At 30.8% G+C, this 14,406-nt stretch carries 15 protein-coding genes; all 15 read left to right on the plus strand.

Translation table 11 applies throughout. From position 1 onward, the window contains the following. The first annotated feature begins 32 nt into the window (after window positions 1-32). The 15 genes from BTO06_RS11770 (at window position 33) to BTO06_RS11840 (ending at window position 13,375) form a co-directional block, all read left to right on the plus strand. Window positions 33-566 (plus strand): TPM domain-containing protein, encoded by a 534-nt coding sequence (locus tag BTO06_RS11770; protein WP_100925493.1) that lies wholly within the window; start codon window positions 33-35, stop codon window positions 564-566. A 147-nt stretch (window positions 567-713) separates the two neighbouring features. After that, window positions 714-1,049: a ribonuclease E inhibitor RraB gene (locus tag BTO06_RS11775; RefSeq protein ID WP_100925494.1), complete on the plus strand. Its 336-nt coding sequence runs from the start codon at window positions 714-716 to the stop codon at window positions 1,047-1,049. A gap of 53 nt (window positions 1,050-1,102) precedes the next feature. Next, entirely contained in the window at window positions 1,103-1,396 is a 294-nt protein-coding gene (locus BTO06_RS11780) for a hypothetical protein (protein WP_100925495.1), read from the plus strand. Window positions 1,397-1,555: 159 nt separating this feature from the next. After that, complete coding sequence (locus BTO06_RS11785; RefSeq protein ID WP_100925496.1) at window positions 1,556-1,966, plus strand: hypothetical protein; 411 nt, start codon at window positions 1,556-1,558, stop codon at window positions 1,964-1,966. Between the two features lie 806 nt (window positions 1,967-2,772). Then, a complete protein-coding gene (locus tag BTO06_RS11790; RefSeq protein ID WP_100925497.1) occupies window positions 2,773-3,177 on the plus strand; it encodes a hypothetical protein in 405 nt (134 codons plus the stop codon). Between the two features lie 144 nt (window positions 3,178-3,321). Further along, a complete protein-coding gene (locus BTO06_RS18705; RefSeq protein WP_198517076.1) occupies window positions 3,322-4,005 on the plus strand; it encodes a hypothetical protein in 684 nt (227 codons plus the stop codon). Window positions 4,006-4,169: 164 nt separating this feature from the next. Continuing rightward, window positions 4,170-5,900 carry a DMP19 family protein gene (locus BTO06_RS11800; protein WP_100925498.1) on the plus strand — a complete coding sequence of 577 codons (1,731 nt, stop codon included), beginning with the start codon at window positions 4,170-4,172 and terminating at the stop codon, window positions 5,898-5,900. Between the two features lie 110 nt (window positions 5,901-6,010). After that, complete coding sequence (locus BTO06_RS11805; protein WP_100925499.1) at window positions 6,011-6,529, plus strand: DMP19 family protein; 519 nt, start codon at window positions 6,011-6,013, stop codon at window positions 6,527-6,529. 84 nt (window positions 6,530-6,613) lie between these two features. Next, on the plus strand, window positions 6,614-7,090 hold the full coding sequence (locus BTO06_RS11810; protein WP_100925500.1) for a hypothetical protein: 477 nt from the start codon (window positions 6,614-6,616) through the stop codon (window positions 7,088-7,090). 171 nt (window positions 7,091-7,261) lie between these two features. Continuing rightward, window positions 7,262-7,891 carry a DUF6891 domain-containing protein gene (locus BTO06_RS11815; protein WP_100925501.1) on the plus strand — a complete coding sequence of 210 codons (630 nt, stop codon included), beginning with the start codon at window positions 7,262-7,264 and terminating at the stop codon, window positions 7,889-7,891. A 208-nt stretch (window positions 7,892-8,099) separates the two neighbouring features. Next, the gene (locus tag BTO06_RS11820) at window positions 8,100-8,921 is read left to right on the plus strand and encodes a DUF4844 domain-containing protein (RefSeq protein ID WP_100925502.1); all 822 of its coding nucleotides are present in this window, start codon (window positions 8,100-8,102) and stop codon (window positions 8,919-8,921) included. 96 nt (window positions 8,922-9,017) lie between these two features. Beyond that, complete coding sequence (locus BTO06_RS11825; protein WP_100925503.1) at window positions 9,018-10,004, plus strand: type I restriction enzyme HsdR N-terminal domain-containing protein; 987 nt, start codon at window positions 9,018-9,020, stop codon at window positions 10,002-10,004. 160 nt (window positions 10,005-10,164) lie between these two features. After that, window positions 10,165-10,578, plus strand: coding sequence for an FEKKY domain-containing protein (locus tag BTO06_RS11830; RefSeq protein ID WP_100925504.1), 414 nt, complete (start codon window positions 10,165-10,167; stop codon window positions 10,576-10,578). Window positions 10,579-11,330: 752 nt separating this feature from the next. Then, complete coding sequence (locus tag BTO06_RS11835; RefSeq protein WP_100925505.1) at window positions 11,331-11,858, plus strand: hypothetical protein; 528 nt, start codon at window positions 11,331-11,333, stop codon at window positions 11,856-11,858. Between the two features lie 755 nt (window positions 11,859-12,613). Next, on the plus strand, window positions 12,614-13,375 hold the full coding sequence (locus BTO06_RS11840) for a hypothetical protein (protein ID WP_100925506.1): 762 nt from the start codon (window positions 12,614-12,616) through the stop codon (window positions 13,373-13,375). The last annotated feature ends 1,031 nt before the right edge of the window (window positions 13,376-14,406 follow it).

Here is a 14,406-nt window from a genome sequence, read left to right on the forward strand (position 1 = left end):
ATCATACACAAATACGTTGTGCACAATACCAAATGACAAAAATTGCTACGAACATAATATTAGGATTAATTCTCTTGAATTTAGTTTCATGTACAAATAAAATCTCAAAAACAGACACCAAAATTCACTTTGACAATGAATTAGGTTTCAGCATACCTGATTCTTTAAAGATCATCAATGACTTTGGAGAAGTCTTTACAAGAAAAGAAGAATCTGAACTTGAGAATTTAATATCTACAGTTGTAAGTAATTCATCAAAAAAAATAATAATCGTAACAACAAGCGATATTAAACCTTATACAGATATTCATAAATACGCAACAGACTTGGGTAATGACTGGGGAATTGCGTCGCCTAAAGACTTTAATGGACTTACTATAGTACTATGTAAGCCTTGCCGTAAAATAGGAATAGCTACAGCAGTTGGAACTGAGAACAAAATAAAAAACGAGTTTTGTAAAAATGTGATTAATCAAATTATGATTCCTGAATTTAAAAACGGAAATTATCACAAAGGAATGAAAGAAGGATTATTGAGTTTAATATTAAAATGGGAAGAAAAGTAAAGTGCACAACAACGCGTATAATTAATTGCGGCTTAATTCCCTCAGCGAAAATTCAATTTTATTAATTATCTTTCCGCAACATCGGAAAAGAACTCGCGTCCTTTCCCGCAAAAAATCATACACAAATACGTTGTGTACAATTAAGGAATGAACTCAAATTTAGAAAACATAGAAAATATCTTTAAGCAAATGTCAAAGGACAATTGGGATATAAATAATGAACTAAAATGGGAATTTACTTTCTTTGACAAAAGAAAATCAAAATTGAAAAAAATTGCCAGTCATTTGAAAAAGGAATATAAATTTAATACTAAAGAAATCGAAAAATCAGAACTTGGAGATTGGAAGTTAGAAGTTTTTAAAAAAGAAATTTTGAATCCTAATGAATTACATCAAATAAACTTAAAATTAAACCATCTAGCTAACTCAATTGGCATTGAATTATTTGACGGTTGGAGTGTTGAAAAAATAAATGATTTCTGAGAAAAGTCGCAATAAATATCAAAACTGAAAAATGGAATGAAATAATCTCTGAATTGAGAAAAAGAGGTTGGATTGTTACTGCTAAATATTACGGATTTGACGCTGGAATTGATGATGATTTTTTGATTTTAAGGAAAGGTTTTAAGAAAATACTATTTGGTTGGACTAATTGGCTTGAGGGAGAAATAAAATGTAGTAACCAAATTTTTGAATATTTAGAATCAGAACTCAAACTGGAATTTGAATATGGAAAACCCACAAGTCTTAAACCATTTGTAATTTCAACATATAGAATTCAATCTTTGCCATTATTTCTTGTGAAAAAACTGAATTTATTAAAGAATTGAAAATAAAAAACTGTACACAACAAAATATATAATTTATTGCTTGCTTATTCACTACTTGCGAAAATCCTCGCGGATTTTTTTGGTCAGTAGTTATTTGCTAAACTAGTGCTTTAAACACGCAACAAACCATATATAAACACGTTAGCCACAATTTGAAAAATGAAGTTTCCAATAATAAACATATCGACTGAAAAATGGAATGATGATGATATTCTTGACTATATTCTATTTAGCAATCTGATATACACAGACAAAAAATCAATTTTTGACAAGTATTATCGTAACAAAATGTTCTGTGATTGTGATGGAAATGTCTTTAAAGTTAATGGTCTTGAAAAACCGAAAGAAAAATGGAGGGATTGGTTGAAATTTTTACCCGGAATATATAGGTGTAAGATTAGATTTGAACCTACTCAAAAGGAAATGGCTGTGAACGAATTGCGGGATTATTTTTTAAACGGGATTTCTGACTTAACAAAAAATGACTATACAGAAAAATGGATTGCGGACATAAAAAACGCTGAAAATCATTCGGAATTAATAAATGGAAAACAGAAAAACAGTGGCTAACAATGTATAACTGCAATTACGGCGGATTCGACTAAGTCCGAATCCACTCGAAATTGCAAAGATCAGTGCTTAACCGAAAAACAGTAACTTTAAACCCGTAACTGACGGTTATACGAGACCGTTAACTATCATTGTCGAGAATTATGTGAAGTTCTCTTTTTGATAAATCAAAGTCAGTTGTAAAATTGTACTTTTCAACAATAATTCCAGCTTTGTCCTTTTTTTAGAGAACTAAACGTTTTATGGTTTGGCTCATTTGCCAATCTCATTATTTCTTGATTGTCGGTTCTTGTTTTGTGTTTGCAACGTCTCTGGCTCGTTCCGATAACTTAGATTACTTTTTACTTTTAAGTAGAACCTAATCGTATTTTTAGCCAATTCTCGCTGAACGTTCTGATCCGTTCTTTTTCTAAAAAAAGGCTTTATATAAATCTTAAAATACGCAAACTAAATGCAAGTAAGGCTTTTGACTATTTATCCTTTATTGGCTGACAATTGTTCTTGTTTGAAAACGTTTAGTTTTGCATTCTGTCTCGTTTGCTTTCAGTGTAAAATTTTCTAAACGCTTTGAATTTTGGCTAGTGTTCTCCAACATTAGTTAACAGCGTGTATAAAAAATTGCTTCTTTCTTTATAAATCAAAAATTATATTTACTTTTAAATCATGAAAATGAATGAAAAATTGCTACTAAAATCATCGCAACTTTTCATACACAATTACGTTAGGTAACATTTGCTCGATGAAAAGAAAATCTTTGAAGAAATGAAAAATACTCAAATCAAAAATCATATTTAAAAAAAATAATTATGACTTTAAATGAACGTCTTGAATTTTGCAAAATTTGTAAAAACAGATATGTAGACTTTAAAACTGGATTAGTTTGCTCTTTAACGAATGACAAACCTCAATTTGAAAATAGTTGTGGAGAGTTTGTGAAAGACGTAAAAGAAGCTGAAAGGAAACTGAAAATGAAACTTGACGCTGCTGGAAATGCTAGATCTCAAAATGGATCCTTAAACCCAAAAAAGAATAAGAATTATGGAATTTTTTTAACTATTGCAGGAATATTTCTTTTAGTATCCATTTCTTTATTATTTGGACTAATAGTAACTTTTGGTGGGATTTCATTTTATATAAGAGGAAAACAACAGGAAAAAGTACTAGCTGAAGATAAAAAGTTGAATGAAAAAATAAATAAAAACGTTACCTAACAATGTATATAATCAATTGCGGCTGAATTTCCTCATCGGAAATTCAATCTTATTAATTATCTTTCTGCAACATCGGAAAACAACTCGCGTCCTTTTCCCGCAAAAAATCATACACAAATACGTTGTAACACATTTAACAAGCCAATGAAAAACATTGCAATATTTATATTATTAGCCTCTTTTTTATCTTGTTCTGATTCTAAAGAATCTGAAAAGTTAAAAGCAGAAAATATAGAATTGAATAATAAAGTGAATTCAACTATATCGGAATTAGATTCATTGAAAAATCTACCAAGCGTTCAATTTGAAAAGATTATTTCGAAAGATATTTCATTTGATTCGTTACGAAATAAATCTACATCGAAATATATTTTACCTATCAAGCAAAACGAATTAAAAACAACTGACTCGTTGCTAACTCAAGAATATCTGAACTTTTCGAAAAAATATCCTGAATCATACTTCTCAATGTACGCAATTGATAGAATCAGAAGTATTGGAGAAAAACAAAGAATATTGAAAGTTTATCAAATTGTTGGGAAATGGAATTGGGAAGCACAAACGAATACAATGTTTCCATTTAAAGGAGAAAAGAATGAAAAAATTGTATTTGATAAAGATAAAAATGCTCGTTTTTACAAAGATGGAAAATTAATTTCAGAAGAAAAATATGAGCTTTTAAGAAAAACCTCAATGATGCATCACATAAAATTCAGTAAAAAAGGAATTTACGCAATTTCAATTAGGAAAAATGGATTATTGAGTTTAACAAAAGGACAAGGTTTGTGTATTGATTGCGGAACTGAAGTTTATAAGAAAACTGAATAAAAAAACGTGTTACAACAACGTATATAATTTATTGCTAGTTCTAGCCTACTTACGAAAATCCTTACGGATTTTCTATTCGGTTTTTATTTGCTAGATTAGGTGCTTAAACCACGCAACAAACCATATACATCAACGTTAGCTATAATGTAGAATAAGCATTGCGAATGAAAAGAACAATTACCATTTCAATAATTATTATGAATCTATTAAATCTGTTTAGTTGTAAAGCACAAAACGAAAATGACCCTTATTGGGATTTTAATGAAACTAAACATTTTCGACCTGAATTAAATAAAGGCGAATTCTTCAAATTAAGTGGGTTTGATTTTGGCTGGTTTGTACTTGAGCCAATATCAAAATTTGTAAAGGACAAGGAACACGAAATTGAACGTGGAAAATCTTTATCGTACGGACAGAAAGCACTTTATTATTGGTGGTATTTAGATGCTCAAGTTACAAACGGTGGATTTGTTCAATTCTACTACAATGGTTATGGGCCTTATGTTCCTACGATAATAAAAGGATTAGAACATATTGGAGATACTGAAATGGCCAACCTTGTCAAAAAAGCAGATAAAATCTATCAGAAAAATAAAAAGTTAATGGACAAAGCACAAGAAAGTGATTTGTTTGGAAGTGACCTCTATGATAGACTAGACAAAATGTCTTTGCTTGATGACGACTACTATGAAATGAATGAAAAGACAATGTCTTTAATTGAAGCTTACATTCGTAAAAAACCCAACGAAATTTGTCTAGACGAAGATGGGGAAGAATTTGATATGAATTTTTCTGGTCTTTGTAAGACCTTCTATGATAACAAAACGATCAAAGAAGAGTTTCAGCTTCGAAAAGGTGTAATAAATGGACAATTTAAATCATTTTATGAGAACAGGAAACCAAAAGAAATAGTACAATATTCTAAGGGTCAAAAAACTGGTGAACTTAAAGAGTATTATGGGAATGGACAGCTAAGGAAAGAAGTTACTCGTAACTCAACCAATGGTTTAAACGAGCTAAAATATTTCTTTGAAAATGGTCAACAATCAAGATTAGAATACCGAGACCAAGAGGATAAAAAGTATGTTGATTATAAAGAATGGTATGAAAATGGCCAATTAAAAGAACATTCAACAAATATTGGTAAAACTAAAAGGAATGGGTATCGAATTGAGTATTGGGCTAATGGTAATAAAAAAATAGAAGTTGATTTCAAAGAAGGAAGAGCCTTTTGGAAAAATTATTGGAATGAAGATGGCAGACAAACATTAATCGATGGAACTGGACTTTGTATTACTGAGTGGAATTCTTTTAAAAGTGTTACAACTTATGAAACAGAGTACAAAAATTATCTAAAACACGGAAAATCAAGAACAATTCGAGAGGGTAATGTGAGTTTAGAACAAGAATTTAAGGAAGGTAAAGAAGATGGAATAACAAGAAGCTACTATAATAACGGCAACCTAAAAGAAGAAACTTTGTATAGAAAGGGAGAGGTAGTTTCAAAAAAAGAGTTTCCAATTTTTGAGAATCCAGTGGTTGTAACTTCAATTATATGTGAAATGGAGGACGAATGGTTAATTAATCGTGAGCTTGAGATTGCTGATTCTTATCCAATCATACTTAATAAGGATGTATTGGAAAATGATTTTAAAGCTGATATTTCTGTTTTTGATGGCTACCCACAAGACCACGAGTTAAGTTATAGCTATTTTGTTGAGATAGATAAAGATGGAAAACCAGTAAATCTAGACTTCTTATTTGCTGATAATGGTTTCTTGACGACTGCAGTAGAATCAAGTATTAAGAAAATGAAATTCAATCCTGCACAAAAAAATGGAGAAAGCATTAATTCTTACTTGATTATTAAACATAAATTAAAACTTGGAGAATAAACACTATAGCTAACAATGTATAACAAATCATAGCCTCCTATCGTCAGGCTACGCTTGTTATACTAACCGTTGTAGGTAAGCTTAAAAACGCAGGGAATAAATTTAAAATTATGGATAATGACTCTTTTAATGGACTTTCATGGATGACAGAAGAAATGAAAGCTGAAATTCGGAAAAGAGATAAAATTGTAAGAGATGAAGATATAGAAAACTTATTTTTATTAGATGACAATTCTGATTTTTCAATTGCGTTGTTCGAGATTCTTGTAAATAGGCACGAAAAAAATCCAAATTCTTTAAACTCAGTACAACAGAATTTATTTCTTTGTATGCACTTGGAAAATGCTGGTCAAGCAGATAGTATTTTATCTTTTTTACAAGAATGGTTTCCTAAACAGAAAAAACAAGTTGTAAAATCTCTGAGTGAAATTGGAGCAACTAAATCTGCTGAAATTATAGAGCAGGCGATTGCATTACTTCCAGAAAATAATAATTGGTTTTTTGAAAGTTCTGACGAAAATTCGGAAAGATTAATGATGAAATTTGACAATGAATTTTCAAGTTATCCAGACGGTCCAAAGATGGACTTATATCGTAAATATGCAGAAAAAAATAGAAACGAGCTATAAAATAGCCTACCTACAACAACACCTAAACTGCATTAAAACGCAGCTTAGCCAAACCGTTGTAACTAATGCTAAAAGAGAAAACCTATGAAAAGAATAACTTTAGTCATAATATTAATATTTGTAATAAATTTATACTCTCAAGACGGATCTGATATTAAATACGTTAGAGTATCAGAGCTTGACAACTCCTATATTGGAAAATTCGTTCATTTAGACTTCTATAGATATTCCTTCGGTGGAACCAACTTTTATAATAAAGACTTGAGTGACACTGTAAAAATTAAATTAAATGAAAAGATTATCGAATTCAAAGAGCACCGTGTTGACAACGGATTTAACAATTGGTTTTCAGAGCAATATTTAGAATCTATCGAAACCTTAAATAACTTTAAGATTAGAGTTTCAAAAATGGAAATCAAGGAAATCAAACCAAAATCTATAATAGTAAATTTACATGTTGAGTACAGAAATGGAAACGGAGTCTTATACCCCGAAAAATCAGAAAAAATTGAATATGAATTTCCAAAGAGTATATTAACTGAGATATTAATAAAAACTTAAACGCAAAAGTTACAACAAGGTGTATAATTAATTGCGGCAGAATTTCCTCTTCGGAAATTCAATCTTATTAATTATCTTTCCGCTACATCGGAAAACGACTCACATCCTTTTCCCGCAAAAAATAATACACAAAAACGTTAGGTGCAATATCGACAAACGAACCGAATTAGAATGAATCAAGAAATTAAAGACGAAGCAATTGAGCAATTAGAAAAAGATATTCTATTTGGATTTGAAAATGCGGATGACCTTCTTGAGACTATTTCAGAAATGTTTTATGATGAGGAAAATTTCGATGAAGATTGGTTAAAACAGGAAATTCAAGAAAGATTACATAAACACAAATCAGAAAGCTTGAATTGGGAAAAACCAACTGACTTTGACAAATTAGTTAAAACCTTTGACGAACTGAATAAAGAAAAAATTGTTTCACTACACAAAGCAGGATATACACGACAAGATGGAGAAGAAGATTGTGCTGAAATAATCGATGAACTGAATTCCATTGGAGTTAAAGCAAAAGGTTACTGTTTTTACCATACGCAAGATTTGGAAAGAGCCATCGGAACTGAAAAAAACTTATTTCTAGCTTATGACAGCTATAATCGAGAAGATGAACTTGCCAAAGAAGTTGCTTACAAAATAATTGAGGTTTTAGATAAAAACGGATTCAAAACAAAATGGAATGGCTCATTAAAAACTCGGATTGAAATTTCTGATATCGATTGGAAAAAGACTGTTGATAATATTGATTACAACTATAAAAGAGTTTTTGAAATAATGGAAAAATATAATACATAAGTAAGTCCTAAAACTGAAATGAAAAGCAAAAAACCTTTTTGGAAATTATGGTAAAAATACTGCACCTAACAATGTATAACCGCAATTACTGCGGATTCGTCTACGTTCGAATCTACTCGGAATTGCAAGCGTCAGTGCTTAACCAAAAAACAGTAACTTTAAACCCGTAACTGACGGTTATACGAGACCGTTAGCTACAATTTGAGAAATGACGAAATACATCCAAATATTCATACTTTTTTTAACCTTATCAGCTTGCGGACAAAAAGCAACTGAAATGAAAACACCTATAAATGCAAATGAAAAATTTGCAGAATTCGTTGCGAAGAAAAAATTTGTTGCTCAACCCTATCCGAATTACTATCCAGGAATCGTAGATGAAAAAATGCGACCAATTTTCACAGAGAAAATCAACCAAATTGCATATGACTTTAAAACCATTGCGGAATCTGAAAGTCCGACTGACAAAGATTATCAAGAACAGATTGGAATTGGACTTTCAAGATTTAGAGAAAACTATCTGGAATTAGATACGGAAGACCGAGAAATGGTTTGTGTTTATATCGAGCAATTAATGGATATAGTCGGACTGGAAAGCTCGAATGGACAGTTGAATAAATTTATGTATGGATTTGACCCAATGGAGATGGAAAAAGAAGAAAGATGGACAGATCAACACGGTAACATCTTTATCCAAAAAGGAAATGAAGTTTCCATAATTCCAGCTAAATACGAGAAAACTGGAAAAACATACAAAGTGTTTATTTTCAACGAGACTAAGAACGAAATTCAAGTTTCGGAAAGACTTAAAATACAACCTAACGAATTCAAAGTTTTCAATATGGTAGATACAGACACGCTCGAATTAAACAATGGTGTAAAATTTATGTTTGGAGAAACCTATGGACTTGAAATCGAGGACAAGAAATCACAAGTCAGCGGACTTGGAGGCGAATTTCTGGTAAAATATGGAGTTCCTGACGAAGCGGAATGGGCTTTTGTTATTGTTCCAGAAGGCCAAGGAGATTAAAAAGTAAAACTGTAGCTAACAAAACCTAAACTGCATTAAAACGCAGCTTAGCCAAAACGTTGGCAACAAGCTGAAAAAAAACCGAGAAAACCGAAAATGAACAACGAAAAATGGAATGAAATCTGCTTTTTACTATCCGAAAATATTCGGACTGATATTAGCGAAAGTGATTTTGAACAAAACGTAGTCCAAGCTTTAAGAGTTTTGGATTGGAAAGAATACACTGGAGATATTGAAATTCGACCTTCTTTTCAAGTTGGTGCAGCCAACAGAATTACACCTGATTTTGTTATAAAAAATTCCGATAATAGAAAATTGTTCGTAATTGAAATTAAACAGCCAAACATTCCACTTAATTCAAGATTTCAGCAACAGTTATTTTCATATATGCGTCAGTTAAAACTCGAATACGGAATTTTAATCGGACAAGGAATCCAAATTTTTTATGATGGAGATTTGGCAAAACAAGAAGACCCAATCCTTTTAGAAACAATAAAGTTCACAAAGGATAATGAAAAAGGATTAAAATTTGTCGAAATATTTGCAAAAGAAAATTTTAACCAAGAATCATTGCAGAATTTCACTCTTAACGGACTAAAAAAATTAAATCGCAGAGAAGAACATAAAGAACTGACAAAAAAACTACTCGAAGAAAATTATCAAGCAAAAATATCGGAACTTATAAAACAAGATTTTCTAGACGAATACGATGGAGAATTAATTGAGTCAGTTTTGGAGAATTTGACAGTTGAGATTAGAGCAAAAAATACTCTACCAAAGCAAAGTGAATTACCAAAAAGAGACTTTTCTAAACAAAGAATAGTTGATTATTCAAATGGTATTTTACCCATTGAATTAAATCCGTCAACGGAATATGAATTTAAAAGGAGACTTTTATTGACCAAAACTGCTTATATCACGACATTTTATAAAAACGGAACTTCTAAACAAAAAGTTTGGAATGCTAACAGATTTAAAGAAACTTCGGGAGTTTTAGGAAATTTAAGGTCAAGACCAGAATTTAGAAATGGAGAATGGCAAAAACTCGAAATTGAAAAAGTTTTAGTTTCGATTGACAAATAGAAATCGGAAAGAAAAGCCAGTTGCCAACAACGTATAAAATTAATTGCTTGGTTCTAGATTACTTACGAAAATCTTCGCGGATTTTCTATTCGGTTTGTATTTGCTAAATTAGTTGCTTAAAACACGCAACTAATCTTATACAAAACCGTTGTGTATAATAATGGAAAAACTGAAGAACACATATTTGATAATATTTTGCAGTCTTATAGCTTGCGGAATAAATGCGCAATCGGAAAAAGATTCAACCGAATTAAAAAAACCGATTTTTACTCATACGGTAAAAGTCGATTTTAAATCTGATTTTAATATTGAAGGTGCTAAAAAAGCTATTAAAAAAGAAAAAATTCGGATTTTATTTCCAGGTGGTTTTGGTGGAATGCCTGATTTCGACAATGAAAAAGATATTGCTTTTCAAAAGAAATATTCAGTGGAATTCTTTAGCCAAGGTTGCATTAGAATGGGCGAAGATGAAAACGAAGAAGAATATAACCAAACCATTTTCGCTTATTTGGATAAAAAATATGGAAAAAAATGGCGAAATGAAATTAGAGATGGCGCAATCGGAATTAAATAACTATACACAACAACGGCTATAGTTCATTACGGCTGAAATTCCTAATCGGAATTTCAAGCCTTTTTGCTATATTTATGGTTGCGGCGGAATGATACTCTCGTACCATTCCGTAACGAAACCATAGCCAAAACGTTAACTATCATTGTCGAGAATTATGTGAAGTTCTCTTTTTGATAAATCAAAGTCAGTTTCAAAATTGTACTTTTCAACAATAATTCCAGCTTTACCCTTTTTTTAGAGAACTAAACGTTTTATGATTTGGCTCATTTGCCAATCTTCTAATTTCTTGATTGTCGGTTCTTGTTTTGTGTTTGAAAAGTTTCTGGCTCGTTCCGATAACTTAGCTTACTGTTTACTTTTAAGTAGAACCTCATCGTCTTTTTAGCCAATTCTCGCTGAACGTTCTGATACGTTCTTTTTCTAAAAAAAGGCTTCATACAAATCTTAAAATACGCAAACTAAATGCAAGTAGGGCTTATAACTATTTATCTTTTATTGGCTGACAATTGTGCTTGTTTGTAAACCTTTAGTTTTGCATTCTGTCTCGTTTGCTTTCAGTGTAAAATTTTCTAAACGCTTTGAATTTTGGCTAGTGTTCTCCAACATTAGTTAACAGCGTGTATAAAAAATTGCTGCATTCTCTATAAATCAAAAATTATATTTACTTTTAAATCATGAAAAATGAATGAAAAATTGCTACCAAAATCATCGCAACTTTTCATACACAATTACGTTAGCTACAATTCTTTGAAATGAAAAGACGACTATACCTATTAATTATACTTTCTATTTATTCTTGTAAAAAAGATTGTATTCTTAATTATGAAATTATTGGACCAGAATATCCATCTCCTTTTATTACTGTCCAAAATGAATTGTTTAAAAAATTTGATCCTGACATTGATTATGACGTCTATAAGCCAATAAACGTAAATGAATACGAGATTCCTTATATAATGGAAATGATTAAAACCAAGATAACTGAGCATAAGAGAGCTACAGACAGAATCAAAAATGAGATCTGTAATTATAGCGTTCAGATTTCTGGATTCTATGATGTTAGAAGTAAAACTAAAAAGATATATCTAATTTTTGACTACGGTTATATAGATTTTGAAGGCAATAAAGAACTTGAAAAAAAACTTGAAAAAGAGATTGATAATGAGTTGATTGATTCAAGGTATTTAGATGTAATGGACGGAGGTGATACTTTTTTTACAGTTATTATAAATACAAAAACTAATACAATTCATAACTTCCATATCAATGGAGAAGCGTAAACAGTAGCTAACAAAGCGTATAATTAATTGCGGCTGAATTTCCTCATCGGAAATTCAATCTTATTAATTATCTTTCGGCAACATCGGAAAATGACTCGCGTCCTTTTCCCGCAAAAAATCATACACAAATACGTTAACTATCATTGTCGAGAATTATGTGAAGTTCTCTTTTTGATAAATCAAAGTAAGTTGCAAAATTGTACTTTTCAAGAGTAATTCCAGCTTTGTCCTTTTTTTAGAGAACTAAACGTTTGATGGTTTAGATCATTTGCCAATCTCCTAATTTCGTGATTGTCGGTTCTTGTTTTGTGTTTGAAAAGTCTCTGGCTTGTTCCGATAACTTGGCTCACTTTTTACTTTTGAGTAGAACCTCATCGTAATTTTAGCCAATTCTCGCTGAACGTTCTGATCCGTTCTTTTTCTAAAAAAAGGCTTTGTACTAAACTTAAAATACGCAAACTAAATGCAAGTAAGGCTTGTAACTATTTATCTTTTATTGGCTGACAATTGTTCTTGCTTATAAACCTTTAGATTTGCATTCTGTCTCGTTTGCTTTCAGTATAAAATCCTCTAAATGCTTTGAATTTTGGCTAGTGTTCTCCAACATTAGTTAACAGCGTGTATAAAAAATTGCTTCATTCTCTATAAATCAAAAATTATATTTACTTTTAAATCATGAAAATGAATGAAAAATTGCTACTAAAAATCATCGCAACTTTTCATACACAATTACGTTAGAAACAATAAATCGAAAAATGAAAACCTTAATTTTATTATTAACTATTATTTCAATTAGCCCATTATCTTTTGGGCAAGAAGTTTCTTCTCTTGACGGTAAATGGGCATTTAGTGGAAGTCGAACAACTTTCTTCACCGTTAAAAATGATTCTTTATTTGTAAGCCTAATCAATGATCATACGATTTCAGAATTTGAACAATTTTATTCAGGAGCACCAAAAGCAGATTCTTTGACACTTTTTCCTTGTCAAACGAACCAATTTGACGATAAATTAATGATAGTAGCGAAAAACACCAGAAGAAATAAGGGCGCATTAATGTCTTTTATCTACTCAACTAAGGATAGCTCTTCAATTACTTATATCGGTGATGTATATTATGGCGATAAAAAAGTGCCTAATGCTAATGATAACTGCAATTTGCAAGTTCCATACTGTACGAATAAATTGTATTCGATTAAGGAGTTAGATTCTATTAAAAAATTAAAACCAATTTCTGAAATTAGTAAGGCTGAAGTATTAACAGTTTTTGAAAGGCACTCCGAAATACTTAAGACTAAATGCAATAAATGTTATGAAGGATTTCCAGGTGCAGATATTAATGGTATTTTAATTGACTTAGGATATAACCCTATTCAAAAAATTGATTGGAATGATTCGTATGCTTACGAAGTTTCTGGATTCGACAATATAATGGATAAATATAGAGAAGATGAGGAGGTAGTAGCTGCTTACAGGAAATATTTTTCGACATTCATTGAAAATAAAAAAAGTTTCTAACAATACCTAAACTGCATTAAAACGCAGTTTAGCCAAACCGTTAACTATCATTGTCGAGAATTATATGAAGTTCTCCTTTTGATAAATCAAAGTCAGTTTCAAAATTGTACTTTTCAACAATAATTCCAGCTTTGTCCTTTTTTTAGAGAACTAAACGTTTTATGGTTTGGCTCATTTGCCAATCTCATTGTTTCTTGATTGTCGGTTCTTGTTTTGTGTTTGCAAAGTTTCTAGCTAGTTCCGATAACTTAGCTTACTTTTTACTTTTGAGCAGAACCTCATCGTATTTTTAGCCAATTCTCGCTGAACGTTCTGATCCGTTCTTTTTCTAAAAAAAGGCTTTATTCAAAACTTAAAATACGCAAACTAAATGCAAGTAAGGCTTTTGACTATTTATCCTTTATTGGCTGACAATTGTTCTTGTTTGAAAACGTTTAGAGTTGCATTCTGTCTCGTTTGCTTTCAGTGTAAAATTTTCTAAACGCATTGAATTTTGGCTAGTGTTCTCCAACATTAGTTAACAGTGTGTATAAAAAATTGCTGCATTCTCTATAAATCAAAAATTATAATTACTTTTAAATCATGAAAATGAATGAAAAATTACTACCAAAATCATCGCAACTTTTCATACACAATTACGTTAACTATCATTGTCGAGAATTATGTGAAGTTCTCCTTTTGATAAATCAAAGTCAGTTTCAAAATTTTACTTTTCAACAGTAATTCCAGCTTCGTCCTTTTTTCAGAGAACTAAACGTTTTATGGCTTGGATCATTTGCCAATCTCCTAATTTCTTGATTGTTGGTTCTTGTTTTGTGTTTGCAACGTCTCTGGCTCGTTCCGATAACTTAGATTACTTTTTACTTTTAAGTAGAACCTAATCGTATTTTTAGCCAATTCTCGCTGAACGTTCTGATCCGTTCTTTTTCTAAAAAAAGGCTTTATACAAATCTTAAAATACGCAAACTAAATGCAAGTAAGGCTTGTGACTATTTATCTTTTATTGGCTGACAATTGTTCTTGTTTGAAAA

Source organism: Tenacibaculum sp. SZ-18, from assembly GCF_002813915.1.
Taxonomy (GTDB): domain Bacteria; phylum Bacteroidota; class Bacteroidia; order Flavobacteriales; family Flavobacteriaceae; genus Polaribacter.

Coding starts and splice junctions, on each gene's coding strand:
- BTO06_RS11825 (WP_100925503.1), top strand. CDS start 9,018: ATGAACAACGAAAAATGGAATGAAATCTGCTTTTTACTATCCGAAAAT.
- BTO06_RS11800 (WP_100925498.1), top strand. CDS start 4,170: ATGAAAAGAACAATTACCATTTCAATAATTATTATGAATCTATTAAAT.
- BTO06_RS11790 (WP_100925497.1), top strand. CDS start 2,773: ATGACTTTAAATGAACGTCTTGAATTTTGCAAAATTTGTAAAAACAGA.
- BTO06_RS11840 (WP_100925506.1), top strand. CDS start 12,614: ATGAAAACCTTAATTTTATTATTAACTATTATTTCAATTAGCCCATTA.
- BTO06_RS18705 (WP_198517076.1), top strand. CDS start 3,322: ATGAAAAACATTGCAATATTTATATTATTAGCCTCTTTTTTATCTTGT.
- BTO06_RS11770 (WP_100925493.1), top strand. CDS start 33: ATGACAAAAATTGCTACGAACATAATATTAGGATTAATTCTCTTGAAT.
- BTO06_RS11775 (WP_100925494.1), top strand. CDS start 714: ATGAACTCAAATTTAGAAAACATAGAAAATATCTTTAAGCAAATGTCA.
- BTO06_RS11815 (WP_100925501.1), top strand. CDS start 7,262: ATGAATCAAGAAATTAAAGACGAAGCAATTGAGCAATTAGAAAAAGAT.
- BTO06_RS11805 (WP_100925499.1), top strand. CDS start 6,011: ATGGATAATGACTCTTTTAATGGACTTTCATGGATGACAGAAGAAATG.
- BTO06_RS11820 (WP_100925502.1), top strand. CDS start 8,100: ATGACGAAATACATCCAAATATTCATACTTTTTTTAACCTTATCAGCT.
- BTO06_RS11810 (WP_100925500.1), top strand. CDS start 6,614: ATGAAAAGAATAACTTTAGTCATAATATTAATATTTGTAATAAATTTA.
- BTO06_RS11835 (WP_100925505.1), top strand. CDS start 11,331: ATGAAAAGACGACTATACCTATTAATTATACTTTCTATTTATTCTTGT.
- BTO06_RS11830 (WP_100925504.1), top strand. CDS start 10,165: ATGGAAAAACTGAAGAACACATATTTGATAATATTTTGCAGTCTTATA.
- BTO06_RS11785 (WP_100925496.1), top strand. CDS start 1,556: ATGAAGTTTCCAATAATAAACATATCGACTGAAAAATGGAATGATGAT.